We start from the raw sequence: 17,058 nt of genomic DNA, 5'->3' as shown, positions 1-17,058 counted from the left end.
AAATGATTATCACTAATTACATTATATTACATTTATAAGTATGAGTGTATAGTAAAAGCCCCTAGCATAAGCGAAGGGCTTAATTATTATTTTTCTATTTCAATTCCATTAAGATATGCAAACTTAATCATATCAGCTCCATAAAACTCTCCTTCATCTAATAAGATACTTTCCTTCGGCAAGTCTTTCAAATGATTATAAAAGCCAATATATTTACTTCTTAACTTATCTTTTTCTATTATTTTATTAAAATATTGCTGAGCTTTATCTTTCCCACCAAAGTGATAAATATAATACAGTAAGTTATGATCAATTATATCTCCATCTATAAACTTTTCAATATTACTTTCTGTATCTTCAAAATCATCAAATACTGGTATGATATGTTCCTCAAGTAATTTGCTAACTTCATCTACAGTATACTGATAGCTTGCTCCTGCTAATTGCCACCAGTGCCAAGCTTTTCTATTTAATAAGCTTCCAAGTTCTCCGCCATAAACAAATCCATTATGATAATTAGCCTTCTTCATATCTTTTGAATAGATAAAAACATGTGGAACAAATTCTACACTACACGCATAATTATTTCTGTTAGCCTGAAAACAGATTTCAAATGTAAGATCTTTATTTTTAGAGATTTTCTTTAACTTCTGTCCTTTGCCAGTCACCTTAAAATCTGGAAAATGACTCGCTATATCCTGCCACGCTTTTTCACATATTTCTCTAGGCTTCAATGTCATACTAATACTCCTCAAATTTCTTATAACTTGTTTATTTTAATTATATTACATCTACTAGTATGATTATATAGTAAAAGCCCTTAGTTTATGCGAAGGGCTAATCTATTATTTCTCTTGTACTTGTTTACCACTCATATGCTCAATGGTAATTTCAAACATTTGTGTTGCTCTCCCATTACGAGCAATTTGTTCATCAGCTAAAGCTTCATCAGGATAATACTTCATAGCAAATTCTTTTAATCGATCTATAGATTCGGGGCCGGCTTCTAATAAACGACATCTTCCAAATACGACTACACTTTGTACATACGGCGCCCAAGATTCAGATTCATCAATTCGCTCATTACCATATACAGTAAAACATACCTTATCTGAAGTTTTCAATGTATCCACTTTGTGACCCGCTTTAGCTCCATGAAAGTAAATTTTTTGCCCTGCACAATCATAAAAATAATTAATCGGAATAGCATAAGGGTAACCATTATCGCCGTTCATGGCTAAAATACCTCGACGATTAGATTGTAATAAAGCTTCTGCAGCATTACGATCTATTTCATTTATCTTTTTACGAATTGGTTTAAACATAATATAGCTCCTAAATTTATTTATTAATCATATTTACAAGATACATAAAAGTACCACTATTAGTATCATCAACTTTAGAGTACTCTTTCCAGTTTAAAGATTTCCCTCAACTACTATAATAGATGTATGTTGAAGTGCTTCCTTAATCCAATCAATAAATGTCTTTAAAAAATCTTGCTCTACTTTACTATAGTTTATAAGATCAACTTCAATATTATGAATTATTTTAATCCAGTCATCTTGCTTAATCCAATTATCAAAGCATACATCAAAGCTATCTCTTTCAGTATTATCTGATGCATCTATAATAGGATATACTTTATTAAAATAAGAAACTAAAACATCAAAATCTGGACTATAAACACGTAATGGCTTTCTATAACAGTGCCAATCTTTCCAACTTGGTTCATGACCAGACACATCAGAAATTTTGAATGGATTAAAGTCTAATCGTATGTGCTCACCTAATGGTGCATTAAGCCTTAGCTCCATATATTCCTGTTTTTTATAATCTACTGGATTTAGCCATACCATTATAGTTCACTCCATAAATCAGAAGTTAACGATTCCAAACCATTAAAACTTCCTTTTCTCCCGTATTGTCATCTACATTTTCAGATTGGATACTAAATTTCTCTCGAAAATAAAATTTAATTGCTTTCTCAGTTTTCTGATATACGCGTAATTCCAATATGGATTTAACTCTATTTACATGATTTAACAGTTGTTTTCCAATTCCTTTTGTTTGCATTGTTAATTTTACTTTTAGACACGATACACCATGTCGCCGCTATTCCAAATATACATAATGGCAGATACGGGAGTTTTTCCTTCTTCCCAAAGCCACCCAGTGTATGTAATTGTATTACCAAAATAACCTTCAGTAATTATTTCAAATTCTGAGTCTGCATATTCATTCAAAAAATCACGTAAACAAAGAGACTTTCCATAAAAGCGACCTTCACATAAAGTTTTATTAAATATTAGAACATTACACACGTTTACATCACAACTTTTAAAACATATTTCGCCGGGGAATGCCTTTTCTTCACCATCTACCAATTGATACATTTCGTCAGCTGTTAACGTCAATGTTTTATTATGAAATTTGATTCTATTTACTTTGCTACCCTGAAGGCTAAAAAGGATGTTACCCTTTCTATCATGTATAAACTCCATATTATCCCTCATAAGTTTATATCTAACATTGTAATTTAAAGTGGATGCTAATATTTGCTATTTTAGATTTGATTATATGATCGTCTATTATCTCCTAGTAAACAAGGTCACCGCTTCAACGTGTCTCGACAGGACAAGAAGAACATCTACGCCATTTTATATTGTAAGCACCTATAATCAATTGTGTCTACTAAATATTATCGATTAAAAAGTTATCGTTATAACATATATATTTCATTTAGACGAGCTAAATCTTCCTCACTATCAATATCAGTCCATCGAGAACTTATATTTTTCTGTTTGCACATATCTGCAATTTGGTCACCAAATGCGCTTCTTGTTTTTTCTAAATTTTTCTCTCTAACAGAACTACCTAGTGGATTACTTCTCCAACCACAGAAATATATTTTATCTGCCTCTTCAATATTTCGTTTTAAGGAAGCAACTTGTATTACTTCTTTATAACTTGGAGCATTCATAAATACACGAGGAATTTTTCTATTTAAGGCTTCAAAAAAATCAACAGGCTTAAATTTGTAGTTAGGATCATATTTAATATCTAAATAAGCTACTAGTAGTTTGTAATCATCAAGATAGGGACTTGTACAATAATCCTTGTTTATCTCCAATTCAAAAGTTATAGGAGCATTACCTAATGTCGTCAAATATAATCTTATAGGCGTAATATCTGTTACAAATATACAGCTAAAGTTTTTTCCATTATATGAAAATGGGAATAAATCCCTCGACTCATCTTTCTTCATCATATCCTGATGTAAAATTTGGAGTGAATCAAATTTAAACATTCCTCTAATCACCTCTTTCTATAACGCATCTATTCCCATATCAAGAAAGTACTGATACATCTCATCTAATAGGCTATTTTCCGGAATCAATAGCATCAGTAATTTTTGCGCTAGGATTCATATTAGAACAAAGTACAATCTTTTCACCCTCTGTTTTCTAAGCCAAAAATACAATTTTTTCTCCCGCATGATATCCAAAATCTTGACATAGCTCATTTAGTAATGTACCTACTATATGATGTTCAGCTAGTGCTTCAATTCGTATCCATCATCCTTCAGGTTGATTTTCATCCTTTAAAAGCTAACCCCATACATCATCACTTCTATATCCTGCTGCCAATATCTCAAGCGTCAGTCCTGCTGTATGGTCAATATATCCATAAGTTAAAATACAATTTTCTTTATCTGCTCCTAGAAAGTCTTTAAGTACAGTCTTAAGATTCGCCTTCATAGGAACAGCAATATAATTATGATAATAGGTTCTAAAGCCAACCTAATTATATTTCAGCTTCTCTACCGCCTGTTTTATAATTTTGACCATATTGAAATACATTAACAATATCTATTACTATATGAGGTACAGATTTAAAAGTACCTAAAGCTTTTACCTGTATCAAGTCTCTTTCCCATGACCTATATTTTTAAAGTGATTGTCACTAATCATATTATATTATATTTATATATATGAGTGTATAGTAAAAGCCCTTCGCTTGATATGTACCCCATTTACTGGTTATCCATTAAAAGGGGTACATATCAAACTTGGCGTTCAAAATCTATTTAATCGAATATTCTATAATGATGAAGCCATAGCAGGACGTACTTACTCTGTAAGTATGAAATTTAAATTCTAGTTATAGATTATAAACTAAACATACCACAAGAATTCTAAATTCCTAACATCATAGACAAACTATAATATAAAAGAGATCCTACCTATATCACATCTTTTAAAATTAGATGTAATAAGGATAGAATCTCTTTTACATTTCTACCTATTAGTTTATTAATTTAATTACAATACTATTACTTCTTAGTAGTAAATACTCTATCACCACTATGAAGTGAATAAGAATCATCTAAAACATATTTATTGGATGAATTTAATGGTGGGAAAGGAATTACTGCCTCCCCAACTTTAACGACATCAGACTTAATATGAACCTCAAAAGGACTATTAACATCAAGTTTAGATAAGTCAAATTGTGATTGATACCCCACTGTTACCCACATATCAGGGCCTTCAAATTGATCATCTCCACGCACTGTTTTAGTTGGATAATATGTATTTCCATTCTGTACTATAGTAAAAACTATATTATTAGTATCATTATGCATCCTACTTTCAGGCATATAGAGGAAGAATCTAACTTGTAATATATTATTAGCATTTCTAGTTGAATAGTTACTTGCTATTTCACGAACATCCTCTAATGCCGTATTTGCATAAATTGCAAATGGTGTTTGAACATATACAGTCCCCTGTAATTCATTCATTGGAAATAAACCACCATATCGCTTTTTAACAAATTTTTTCTTTGCAGTAGAAATCATTTTAACATTTTTTTTATCAAATAAAGATTGACCAAAAGCTGTTGCTAAAGAAATATCTTCATTAGTTATATAATGTTGTTCAATAACTTGAGGGTTATATAAACTTTCTACTTTTTCAGCATATACAGTTGTTGCTGTCACTAACATAAGTAAAAAAATAATAAAACTTTTTCTTAAAATCATAGTTACTCCTTCATATAAATTGTAGGGCTTAAAATTAATCAACATTATTTTGTAAGCAAAGCCACCGCTTCGACATGCGCTGTCATTGGAAACATGTCTACAGGTTGTACTTCTTTTAGTTCATAGCCGTAGTGTGTAAGGATTTCAATGTCTCGCGCCATGGTAGCTGGGTTACAGGATACGTAAACAATACGTTTTGGTTCCATCCCTGCTGCAGAGGTTAGTACTTCTTCTTTACAGCCTGCACGGATTGGATCGAATACGATGACGTCTGGTCGTACGCCAGCCTTGTAAAGTTTTGGCATTTCTACAGCCGCATCAGCGACGATGAATTCTGTATTATCATAGCCATTGCATTTCGCATTTTCACGCGCATTGATAATGGCTGGTTCTACGATTTCAATACCTATTACATGTTTTGCCTTATGAGCTAAAAACAATGAAATGGTCCCCGTACCACAGTACGCATCGATAACGGTTTCATCACCTTTAAGGTCCGCATACTCAAGAGCTTGGTCGTAAAGTACTGTAGTTTGTTCTGGATTAACTTGGAAGAATGAATGTGGGGACAATGTAAACTGTAAATCCTTAATATGGTCTGTAATCGTCCCATCCCCATAGAGGACATTATTTTTAGGTCCTAAGATAACATTAGTTCGCTTACCATTTACATTATGAACGATAGTTTCTACTTGAGGAATTCGTTCTGTTAATTTTTCTACCCACTTTTCTTGGTGTGGTAAGTAATCTGTAGCAGTTACAAGGATAATCATCCATCCAGATTGTCCAATGCGTCCAATAATATGGCGCAGTACACCCTTTCCTGTATGTTCATCATACGGTTCAATATCAAATTCTTTAGCGATTTGGTAACACGCTTGAGCAATGATATTATTCCCTTCATCTTGAATAGGACAGTTTGTACCTTGCACGATATCGTGAGACCCCATCGCATAAAATCCCATTTGAATATCGCCTTTACTGCCACCTACAGGCATCTGCATTTTATTGCGATATGCCCATGGTTCTTTAGGGCCTAATGCAGGTTTTACAAGGTCTGGATTTTGATGACCAATGCGTTCAATAACGTCCTTCACCTTTTGTGTTTTCAGTGAAAGCTGCCCTTCATAGGTAATGTGTTGTAGTTGGCATCCCCCACAGAAGCCATAGAGTTCACAGCTAGCATCGATTCGGTTAGGCGCCATTGTAACAATCTCTAATAGTCTACCTGTAGCATACGTCTTTTTCACCATGTTAATGACTACTTTGACAGTTTCTCCAGGCAAGGCAAAGGGCACAAAGACAGTAAAGTCGTCTACACGACCTACCCCTTCACCGCTGCTACCAATACCGTGAATTGTAACGAGCACTTCATCACCTAGTTTAACAGGTGCATTGAGTATAGCTTGTTGCTTTTTGGATACTGTACCACTAGTGTTCTGTCCTTGATTAGAACGAGCCCCTCTTCTATTCTGTTGTTTCGATTTATGTTTACGAGATGTACGATTAGTACCGTTCATTACGCGTCTCTTTTCTTCCAAATTTTAATCATACCTGTCACAACAAGTACGAAGAATACTGTACCTACTTTCACCAGTAATTCTTCCCCTTGAATATATGGAACAAGGAATGGATCTTCCACAATCATTTCGCCTGCCACCCAACCAAGGAGTGCACCACCAGCCCAAAGAATGACAGGGAATTTATTAATAATTCGGGCAAATAATGTAGAGCAAAATACGATAATTGGAACAGTAATTAACATACCTGCAATAACAAGCTCTAAATGACCTTTAGCGGCCCCTACTACACCGATGACATTATCAATACTCATCATAGCGTCAGCTACAATAATCGTCCAAATAGCACCCATTAATGAATTCTTAGCTTCGATATGTGCATCTTCGTCTCCACCTTTTAATAATTGAATGGCAATCCATACAAGTACTAGGCCACCACCTAAGTGAATAAGAGGAATTAAAGTAAGAGCCTCTACTAAAAGAGTAGCAAATACAAGGCGCATTACAATGGCACCTACTGTACCCCAAATTACGGCTTTCTTTTGTAGTTCTGGAGCTAACTTGCCCGCAGCCATACCGATAACAACAGCGTTATCTCCTGCTAATAAAATATCTATTAAAATAATTTTACTAATGGTTATCCATGTAGCGACTTCTAAAAATTCCATTTTGTACTTACCTCAATTCAGTCTACTAATTCTATAACTATCCCTTAACTATACCATAAATATTATATTTTCTCATCTATACATGGGGCTTAGTCCTTATGATGATTTCTATTAAGAATGTTTTTTTACAAAAAATATCTCTCCTCCTATTACTAGAAGAAGAGATATGTTTCATTATTTTTTTAGTTTATTTGCTAATAGAGATGCACCTACTACGAGGATTACTGCAGCTATTTTAATGAGCAGTGCATATGGTTCAACAGTGTGAGAAATTAATTTATCTTCCACGCTCATAGCAGCACCTACCCAAGCGAGGATACCACCACCTACGTATAGGATGATTGGGAAGCGTTCAATTACTTTCACAAACAAAGTACTACCATAAATGATGATAGGTACAGTGATAAGCATACCGATAGCAACTAATGTCATGTCACCACCAGCAGCCCCCACTACGCCGATAACATTATCGATGCCCATGATACCGTCCGCAATGACAATTGTCGTGATGGCAGCACGTAAATTATCTTTAGCCTCGATATTATGCTCGCTTTCATCATCAGCAACGAGCTTGTAGCCGATCCATAAAAGAAGGATACCACCTACTAAACGTAGAGCAGGAATGTTGTTTAACGCTTCTACGAATAAGAATGCCATAACAAGGCGTAGAATAATGGCACCTGCAGTGCCCCAGAATATTGCTTTTTTCTGTAAATGAGCTGGCAAGTTACGAGCCGCCATACCGATAACGATAGCATTGTCGCCAGCTAATAAAATATCGATAACGATGATTTGAAGCATCGCCAATAAGCCTTGTACAGTTAAGATGTCCAATGTATCCTCCTTAGAATTAAACTATAGTATATATATTATAATCGATATAGTTAGGTAGTGTAAAATTCAATTATTAACATATATATACATTTTTCTCATACATTCTTCACCTTCATGAGTGGGAATTCATAACTATTTTTATTCTCAAAATCAACAATATAACCGCTATTGATTAATAGATTTAATTCCTATTATTTCTAGGTTTTATCTATTAAATTAAGCAATTTTATGATATTGTATAGTATATCAATAAAAGGGAGGTTAGTATGTATCAAACATATTCTATATTACAAAAGTTATGGTTGTTCATTAAGCTATTTACTCCTATGTGCATAACGCAATTTTCCCTTATAGGTGGTACATTTATAGCCATCTTTTTAACGGGACAATATAGTACGATAGATTTAGCTGGGGTCGCTACGGGGTATAATTTATGGCTCCTGTTCTATATCTTTGCACAAGGAACGTTGTTAGGTATCACACCGATCATTTCTCAGCTATTGGGAGCTAAGAAGACGGATGATATTTCCATGATTTTCCATCAAGGTCTTTTCATTGGTACAGGCCTAGCATTTATCATTTTACTAATCGGTATATGGGGACTTCGCCCATTACTGACTACGTTAAATTTAGAACCTGCTGCCGCTGAGGTTTGCATTAGTTATCTGAAAGCTTTTGCCCTTGGTTTATTCCCTCTACTTTGGGTAAATACTTTGCGTAATACAGTTGATTCCCATGGGTTAACACATTACTCTATGGCTATCGTTTTTACAAGCTTTGTGATTAATGTATTCTTAAACTATGCACTCATCTTTGGCCACTACGGTTTTCCTGAAATCGGTGGTGTTGGCGCTGGTTACGGTTTAGCTGGTGCTTGTTGGACTAACTTTATCCTCTTTAGCTTGGTTATTTTATTACATCCGAAGCTTAAAGGTTATCGTATTTATAAAGACTTTAAAGGTCCAAGCTTCCACTATATTCGTGAGCAATTACATGTGGGTATTCCTATTGGTGGTTCCATCTTCTTAGAAGCTAGTATCTTTAGTATCGCTGGCCTCTTGATGGTTCACTTTGGATCTGCCGTAGTAGCAGCCCATCAGTCAGTTATTTCCTTTACTAATGTATTTTACTGCTTACCACTCAGTATTGCTATGTCCTCTACTATTGCCGTTGCTTACGAGCTTGGTGCAGGGCGTAAAAAGGAGGCCATTCAGTATTCTTACATCGCTCGCGTAATGGCCATCATCATTGCGTTACTCATTTGTGCCTTTACGTTCACCCATATGGATGATATTGCGGACCTATTCACAAATGATGATGAAGTATATGGTCTTATTTATCAATTCCTTGGATATGGCGTATTCTTTTCCGCTATCGATGCCATCGGTACTCCATTACAAGGTATACTAAGAGCTTACAAGGATGTAAAAGTAGTACTATACATCTCCCTCGTATCATATTGGGGCGTATGTTTCCCTACTGCTTATATCCTTGCTAAAAATCCTAATTATGGACCATTTGGCGTATGGATTGGGTTACTCGCTAGCGTACTAGCAGCAGGTATATTGTTCACTTGGCGTACTTGGTACATTCAGCGTCAACAAAAATAAATAATATACTTATACAGTAAAAGAGCATCTTAAATAAGATGCTCTTTTTTATTTCAACATATCTTGTTTTTCTACCTTAGACATGCGGAAGAAATTATATAGTGTTTCTGCCGTCTTATAGTTCATAGATTCCACCTTTGAAAGCTCATCAATAGATGCCTCTTTCATGGCTTCTAAACTATTGAAGTGAGCCCATAATGCCTTTCGACGCTTAGGCCCAATACCTTCAATATGATCTAGAATAGATTCTAAATTGCGTTTTCCACGAAGCTTACGATGGTACGTAATAGCAAAGCGATGGGCTTCGTCCCGTATTTGTTGAAGTAATTGAAGCTCTGGTGAACGGTGGCTTAAGATAATACTTTCAGATTGTCCTTCTACAAAGACCTCTTCAATACGTTTAGCTAAAGAGATAACAGGCACATCTGTAACACCTACACCGCGAATCAACGGCAATGCAGCATTGAGCTGCCCTTTCCCACCATCGATAATAATGAGATCTGGCATAGGCCAATCTGTTTCCTTACCGTAGCGTCGTTCCATGATTTCAGCCATAGACTTGAAATCATCAGGCTTGCCTTGCGTAGTTTTCAATTTAAACCGACGATACTCCTTCTTCGCTGGTTTGCCACCTTCAAAGACAACCATAGATGCTACCGTTTCAGCACCTTGGGTATGAGAGATATCAAAGCATTCCATACGCTCTGGTAATCGTGGCAAGTCCAATACTTCCGCTAATTTCTTAACGGCTCCACCGGTCTTATCAATTTGGTGTTGCCACTGACGACGACGCTCTTCTAGGAAGGTTTCTGCATTCTCATGGGCCATCTTGATCATATCCATCTTATAGCCCCGTTGTGGCACAGATACGTCTACATTTTGGCCTTTAAGCTGCGTAAACCATTCCTTTAACAAATCTCTATCAGTACTATCCATAGGGAGTAATAACTCTTTAGGAATAAAGTTCGTATCCCCATAGTATTGCTTGATAAAGTCCGTCATTATCGTTTCAGCACTATCTCCATCGTGTTGCACAAAGTAGTTTTCACGACCTAGTAATCGACCACCACGAATAAACAATAATTGTACACAGGCCATAGATGTATCTACTGCAAGACCTAACACATCTAAGTCGCCTCGCTGCGTAACCATGCGCTGTTTTTCTTGGATTTTTTCTATACTAGTTAGCTGATCTCGATAACGTGCTGCATCTTCAAAGCGTAAGCCTTCTGCAGCAAGCTCCATCTTCTCTTTAATTTCCTTCAGCAAAGGGATAGGCTTACCTTCAAAGAGCTCTATGATTTCATCGATATACTTTCCATAATCCGATACGGAAATCTTGTTAAAGCACGGTGCTTCACAGTAGTGCATATGATATTGCAAACATGGTCGCTCTACCTTCATAGACTTACATGTCCTGAGTGGATAGTACTGGCGTATTAATTTTAGTACTACATGAACTGATGTTACATCTGTAAAAGGTCCAAAGTACTTGGCTCCATCCCGTTCTAGTCGGCGCGTCATATATACACGTGGGTAGTCCTCTTGTACTGAGATTTTTACGTACGGATACGTTTTATCATCACGAAGCCTAATATTGTATTTAGGTTCATGCTCCTTGATGAGCGTATTCTCTAAGATAAGCGCTTCCATTTCCGTCTTAGTTTGAATGATTTCTACATCGACCGCTCGCTTCATCATGGCCGCAACCTTAGGTGCCCGATTGGCATCATTGCGTACATAGGAACGCACACGATTACGCAAGTTAATGGCCTTACCAACATAGATGATACGGTTATATTGATCACGCCATAAATACACGCCCGGTGTGGTCGGCAAATGACTGACCTTCTCTAGTAATTCTTCAGATGGCATATGTCCTCCTTTCCTCGTAGATTTTTAAGCTTTGTACTCATTACTATTTCTTCTTTTGAGCTGCTTTCATAAATTTCTTAGTCTGTTCTAATACAGGACCTAAGAATTTGCCTGTATAGCTTTCTTTCACCTTAACGATTTCCTCAGGTGTACCTGTAGCTACGATAGTACCACCGCGATTACCACCTTCAGGACCGAGGTCTGTGATGTGGTCTGCCATCTTAATGACATCTAAATTATGCTCGATAACCACAACGGTATCGCCACCCTCTACGAGTTGTTGCAATACGTGTAATAACTTGCGAATATCTTCGGCGTGAAGACCTGTAGTCGGTTCATCTAGGATGTACAATGTTTTACCTGTGCTGCGACGAGCTAATTCAGTAGCTAATTTAACGCGTTGTGCTTCACCACCAGATAAGGTTGTTGCGGCTTGACCTAAACGAATATAGCCAAGACCTACCTCTTGCAAGGTAACCATTTTACGATTGATCTTCGGAATGGCGCTGAAGAACTCAACCGCATCATCTACCGTCATATCTAGTACATCTGCAATAGATTTACCTTTGTATTTAACCTCTAAGGTTTCTCGGTTATAACGGGCACCCTTACAAACCTCACAAGGTACGTACACATCTGGTAAGAAGTGCATTTCAATTTTAATGATACCATCACCACGACAAGCTTCACAGCGGCCACCTTTTACGTTAAAGCTAAAGCGCCCTTGTTTGTAACCGCGCATTTTTGCTTCCGGTGTTTGACTATAGAGCTCGCGTATAGCATCGAATACACCTGTATAGGTAGCTGGATTAGAGCGCGGTGTACGACCGATAGGACTTTGGTCGATATTGATGATTTTATCGATATATTCAAGACCACGAATTTCTTTATGAGCCCCTACTTTGTGGTTAGAGCGATATAATTGATTAGCTAAACCTTTGTAGAGAATTTCATTAATCAAGGTAGACTTACCAGAACCGCTGACACCAGTAACAACATTGAATAAGCCAATAGGGAATTTTACATTTACATTTTGTAAATTATTTTCCTTAGCACCGCGAATTTCAATACAGTTCTTACCTGGTTTACGGCGTTGTTCTGGAAGAGCGATAAATTTACGACCACTCAAATATTGACCAGTAATAGAGTCTTTAACCTTCATAACTTCGTCAACAGAACCAGCGGCAATAATTTGACCGCCATGCTCACCTGCACCTGGACCAATGTCCACGAGATAATCAGCCGCACGCATCGTATCTTCGTCGTGTTCTACAACGAGCAAGGTATTACCTAAGTCCCGTAACCCTTTTAAGGTATCGATGAGTCGATCATTATCTCGTTGATGTAGCCCTATGGACGGTTCGTCTAGGATGTACAATACACCTACTAAACCAGAGCCGATTTGCGTAGCTAGACGAATACGTTGCGCTTCACCACCAGACAAAGTACCTGCACTACGATTCATAGTAAGATAATCAAGGCCTACATTATTGAGGAACCCAAGACGAGCATTGATTTCCTTCAAAATTTGAGCCCCAATCACTTGTTCCCGCTCTGTTAACTGTAACTTACCAAAGAAATCGAGTGCTTCTTTAATGGTCAATTGGGTCACTTCATTGATGTTCTTATCCCCTACGGTTATAGCTAATACTTCAGGTTTAAGACGAGCTCCATGGCATGTAGTACAAGGCTTAATGGACATAAATTTTTCAAACTCTTCACGCATAGAATCTGTAGAGGCTTCACTATGACGGCGTTTTACCATCGGTAAAATACCTTCGTACTCAGTAAAAAATTCCTTCACTTCGCCACGCATATTTTCGTACGTGAAAGCCACCTTATCTGTCGTGCCATACATTACTTTTTTCTGTAATGCTTTTGGCAATTCATCATAGGTAGAATCTAAAGAGTATCCATTAGCTTTTAATAGACCTTCTACTTGGCGCATAAACCAAGCATTAGGGTTAGAGCTCAACGCTTGTACACAACCATCGGCAAAGCTAATAGATCCATCTGGAATAACGCGTTCTTCGTCTACTTCCATGGTAGAGCCAATACCCAAACAAGCTGGGCAGGCACCAAATGGACTGTTAAAGGAGAACATACGTGGTTCAATCTTCGGTAAGGAAATATGGCAATCTGGACATGCAAAGTGTTGGCTATACATGTGTTCAGGTCCATCTACCTCTTCGATAACTACAATGCCTTCTGCCCATTTTGATGCGGTCTCCATAGAGTCTGCTAAGCGAGATTCAATACCTTCTTTTACAACGAGACGGTCTACTACGATATCGATAGAGTGTTTTTTATTTTTTTCTAATACAATCTCTTCATCTAATGTACGTACAGCACCATCTACACGGGCACGAACAAAACCTTCTTTTCGAAGTTGATCAAAGACGGATTTATGCTCTCCTTTTTTCCCTTGAATCATAGGGGCTAATACTAAAATCTTAGTGCCTTCTTGGAAGTTCATTACATCATCTGTCATTTGTTGTATCGTTTGCTGTGTAATAGGCTTACCACATTCAGGACAATGAGCATGGCCTACGCGAGCAAATAATAGACGCAAGTAATCGTAAATCTCCGTTACAGTACCAACTGTAGAACGAGGGTTACGGCTTGTAGTCTTTTGGTCGATAGAAATAGCTGGAGATAAACCTTCAATATAGTCTACATCGGGTTTATCCATTTGTCCCAAGAATTGACGTGCATAAGCAGATAAAGACTCTACATAGCGTCGTTGCCCTTCTGCGTAAATTGTATCGAATGCTAAGGACGATTTACCAGAACCACTGAGGCCAGTCAAAACGATAAACTGATCCCGTGGTAAGGATATATCTATATTTTTAAGGTTATGCTGACGCGCACCTTTTACTATCAATTGATCTTTCATTATGTTCCCTATATAAAGAGATGATACCAATCGGCATCATCTCTCTGATTACTAACATGAAATAATATATGTATATTATCGCACATATAGTCTATATAATCTATGTGTTTTATTACAATCTATTTACTCTTTGAGCTAGTCCGCCTTCTACCTTTAGTTGATGCAGGTTTTTTTAACTTGCTTTCACCTGCGCTATGCATATCAGACCATTGTTGACGTAGTTCCCCTAATTGGTCGCGAAGTTTTGCAGCCTTTTCAAATTCAAGCTGCTTTGCAGCGGCCTTCATTTGACGGTCTAGTTCTTCAATTTTATTGAATAACTCTTCCGGTGTTATATCTGCCACCTTAGGCGTAGATATATCTTGTGCATATGGTTCGTGTCCATGGTCTATACCCGTTGTAGAGGATTTCTTTTTCCCTTTCCTTGGTGAAAAGTCCTTTCCATCGGTGACCATATCTTCTTCAATTTTCGTCAACTCAATAAGCTCTTTTACATCTTTAGAGACAGACTTAGGCGTAATATTATGTTCAATATTATAAGCCTCTTGTACGGCACGACGACGATCTGTTTCATCGATGGCGCGCTGCATAGAACCTGTCACACGGTCTGCGTACATGATAACGTGACCATTCACATTACGAGCGGCGCGACCAATAGTTTGAATCATGGCTGTATCAGAACGTAAGAAACCTTCCTTATCCGCATCTAAGATAGCCACTAAAGAAACCTCTGGCATATCGAGACCTTCACGAAGCAAGTTAATACCAACCAGTACATCGAATACACCAGCCCGTAAGTCACGGATAATTTCAGCACGCTCGATAGTAACGATATCCGAATGGAGGTATCGAACACGGACGCCCATTTCCTTCAAGAATTCTGTTAAGTCCTCTGCCATTTTCTTTGTTAGGGTCGTAACGAGAACACGCTCATTCTTAGCAGCACGCTTATGAATTTCACCGAGCAAGTCATCCATTTGCCCCTTAATAGGACGAATCTCAATGGATGGATCAAGTAGACCGGTAGGACGAATAATTTGCTCTGCCACATTCGTTTGTACTTCCATTTCGTATGGACCAGGCGTTGCCGATACATAAACGATTTGATTGATACGCTCCACGAACTCATCAAATTGAAGCGGTCTATTATCAAGCGCAGACGGTAGACGGAAGCCATATTCGATGAGTGATTCTTTACGCGCACGGTCACCATTGTACATGGCACGCACTTGAGGAATGGTTACATGAGACTCGTCCACCATGATGAGGAAGTCATCTGGGAAATAGTCTATCAATGTATATGGTGCCTCTCCAGCCTTACGTTCAGACATGTGGCGGGAATAGTTTTCGATGCCGGAGCAATAGCCCATTTCTTGCATCATTTCTATATCGTAACGGGTACGCTGTTCAAGACGTTGAGCCTCCAATAGACGGTCAGCAGCTTTCAACTTAGCTAACTGTTCTTCTAACTCAGCCTCAATACGTTCTACAGCAATACGCATCTTATCTTTCGTAGTTACATAGTGAGATGCTGGATAGACCGCAACGTGCTTGCGTTCAGCAATCACTTCACCAGTCAAAGCATCTACCTCAACGAGGCGATCGATTTCGTCGCCGAAGAGTTCCACACGAATGGCTCGTTCACTATACGCAGCAGGGAAAATCTCAATAGTATCCCCTTGTACACGAAAGGTACCGCGGATAAAGTTCATATCATTTCTCGTATATTGAATATCCACGAGTTTAGACAGAATTTCATCGCGAGATTTCGTCTGACCTAAGCGCAAGGACAACACGAGTTCAGAATAGTCCTCAGGGTCACCTAAGCCGTAAATACAGCTAACAGAAGCAACGATGATCACATCGCGGCGCTCAAATAGGCTCATTGTAGCGCTATGTCGCAGTTTATCGATTTCATCATTGATAGACGCATCCTTCTCGATGTACGTATCGCTAGAAGGAATATACGCTTCAGGTTGGTAGAAATCGTAGTAAGACACAAAGTATTCTACCGCATTATTAGGGAAGAAGCTTTTAAACTCACTACATAGCTGCGCAGCTAAGGTTTTATTATGGGCAATAATCAAGGTCGGTTTCTGTACCGCCTCGATCACCTTTGCCATCGTAAATGTCTTACCTGTACCAGTGGCACCGAGCAAGACCTGAGCCCATTCGCCGCGCTCAATCCCCTCTGTTAGAGATTGTATGGCAGTTGGTTGGTCCCCAGTAGGCGTAAAGGGCGCCTCCACTTTAAATGGTTGGCCCCCTTCGTAATTATATGTATTATGTTTCATTACTGTTCATCCTGATGTTTACGGATAGCTTTGAGCTCTTCCTCAGATAGACGACGACCTGCATTTTCTGCTTGGTTTAAAGTATCCTCACCCTCTAAGACTTCGATGAGCATAGCAATAGAAAAGCGATCCAATGTTGATGTAGTCTTTTGGATTTCATCAGCCATCATCCAATCTGACTCAGTATAGTTATTAATACGTTCAGTAATCTCTTCCCAGTTTGAAAGTAGTAATCTCGTAATAGGACGATATAATTCAATGCCGAAATACTCTATTAAGCTGACAATCTTATTCATATTTTCTAGGCTAACATT

General features: G+C 37.7%; 14 protein-coding genes. 1 reads left to right on the top strand and 13 read right to left on the bottom strand.

The features are described from left to right. Positions 1 to 86 precede the first annotated feature (86 nt). The 9 genes from VRHSUH09_RS00425 to VRHSUH09_RS00380 form a co-directional block, all read right to left on the bottom strand. On the bottom strand, positions 87 to 740 hold the full coding sequence (locus VRHSUH09_RS00425; RefSeq protein ID WP_105081070.1) for a DUF4304 domain-containing protein: 654 nt from the start codon (positions 738 to 740) through the stop codon (positions 87 to 89). Positions 741 to 845: 105 nt separating this feature from the next. Beyond that, entirely contained in the window at positions 846 to 1,325 is a 480-nt protein-coding gene (locus VRHSUH09_RS00420) for a pyridoxamine 5'-phosphate oxidase family protein (RefSeq protein ID WP_105081069.1), read from the bottom strand. A 93-nt stretch (positions 1,326 to 1,418) separates the two neighbouring features. Next, positions 1,419 to 1,859, bottom strand: coding sequence for a hypothetical protein (locus tag VRHSUH09_RS00415; protein WP_054747270.1), 441 nt, complete (start codon positions 1,857 to 1,859; stop codon positions 1,419 to 1,421). Between the two features lie 231 nt (positions 1,860 to 2,090). Then, positions 2,091 to 2,504: a hypothetical protein gene (locus tag VRHSUH09_RS00405; protein WP_054747275.1), complete on the bottom strand. Its 414-nt coding sequence runs from the start codon at positions 2,502 to 2,504 to the stop codon at positions 2,091 to 2,093. 218 nt (positions 2,505 to 2,722) lie between these two features. After that, a complete protein-coding gene (locus VRHSUH09_RS00400; RefSeq protein ID WP_054747278.1) occupies positions 2,723 to 3,310 on the bottom strand; it encodes a DUF6037 family protein in 588 nt (195 codons plus the stop codon). 1,026 nt (positions 3,311 to 4,336) lie between these two features. Further along, positions 4,337 to 5,047 carry a hypothetical protein gene (locus VRHSUH09_RS00395; RefSeq protein ID WP_105081068.1) on the bottom strand — a complete coding sequence of 237 codons (711 nt, stop codon included), beginning with the start codon at positions 5,045 to 5,047 and terminating at the stop codon, positions 4,337 to 4,339. Between the two features lie 44 nt (positions 5,048 to 5,091). Continuing rightward, positions 5,092 to 6,567 (bottom strand): 23S rRNA (uracil(1939)-C(5))-methyltransferase RlmD, encoded by a 1,476-nt coding sequence (gene rlmD / locus VRHSUH09_RS00390; protein ID WP_105081067.1) that lies wholly within the window; start codon positions 6,565 to 6,567, stop codon positions 5,092 to 5,094. Further along, a complete protein-coding gene (locus VRHSUH09_RS00385; RefSeq protein WP_105081066.1) occupies positions 6,567 to 7,235 on the bottom strand; it encodes a TerC family protein in 669 nt (222 codons plus the stop codon). The genes rlmD and VRHSUH09_RS00385 overlap by 1 nt, the downstream gene beginning before the upstream one ends. Positions 7,236 to 7,409: 174 nt before the next feature. Continuing rightward, entirely contained in the window at positions 7,410 to 8,069 is a 660-nt protein-coding gene (locus tag VRHSUH09_RS00380) for a TerC family protein (RefSeq protein WP_105081065.1), read from the bottom strand. A gap of 266 nt (positions 8,070 to 8,335) precedes the next feature. Here VRHSUH09_RS00380 and VRHSUH09_RS00375 point away from each other — a divergent pair, with 266 nt between their 5' ends. Further along, positions 8,336 to 9,679 carry an MATE family efflux transporter gene (locus VRHSUH09_RS00375; protein ID WP_105081064.1) on the top strand — a complete coding sequence of 448 codons (1,344 nt, stop codon included), beginning with the start codon at positions 8,336 to 8,338 and terminating at the stop codon, positions 9,677 to 9,679. A gap of 48 nt (positions 9,680 to 9,727) precedes the next feature. On the opposite strand, the gene uvrC is transcribed toward VRHSUH09_RS00375, so the two are convergent. The 4 genes from uvrC to VRHSUH09_RS00355 form a co-directional block, all read right to left on the bottom strand. Next, positions 9,728 to 11,554: an excinuclease ABC subunit UvrC gene (gene uvrC / locus VRHSUH09_RS00370; RefSeq protein WP_105081063.1), complete on the bottom strand. Its 1,827-nt coding sequence runs from the start codon at positions 11,552 to 11,554 to the stop codon at positions 9,728 to 9,730. 43 nt (positions 11,555 to 11,597) lie between these two features. Further along, positions 11,598 to 14,450 carry an excinuclease ABC subunit UvrA gene (gene uvrA, locus VRHSUH09_RS00365; RefSeq protein WP_105081062.1) on the bottom strand — a complete coding sequence of 951 codons (2,853 nt, stop codon included), beginning with the start codon at positions 14,448 to 14,450 and terminating at the stop codon, positions 11,598 to 11,600. Between the two features lie 119 nt (positions 14,451 to 14,569). Further along, positions 14,570 to 16,744, bottom strand: coding sequence for an excinuclease ABC subunit UvrB (uvrB, locus tag VRHSUH09_RS00360; RefSeq protein ID WP_105081061.1), 2,175 nt, complete (start codon positions 16,742 to 16,744; stop codon positions 14,570 to 14,572). Continuing rightward, positions 16,744 to 17,040, bottom strand: a complete 297-nt coding sequence (locus tag VRHSUH09_RS00355) for a hypothetical protein (protein ID WP_245875965.1) — start codon at positions 17,038 to 17,040, stop codon at positions 16,744 to 16,746. The genes uvrB and VRHSUH09_RS00355 overlap by 1 nt, the downstream gene beginning before the upstream one ends. Between the last annotated feature and the right edge of the window lie 18 nt (positions 17,041 to 17,058).

It is taken from the genome of Veillonella rogosae JCM 15642 (genome assembly GCF_002959775.1).
GTDB lineage: Bacteria > Bacillota > Negativicutes > Veillonellales > Veillonellaceae > Veillonella > Veillonella rogosae.
The sequence above is the reverse complement of the archived record's forward strand: the minus strand, read 5'-3'. Positions and strand labels throughout refer to the sequence as shown.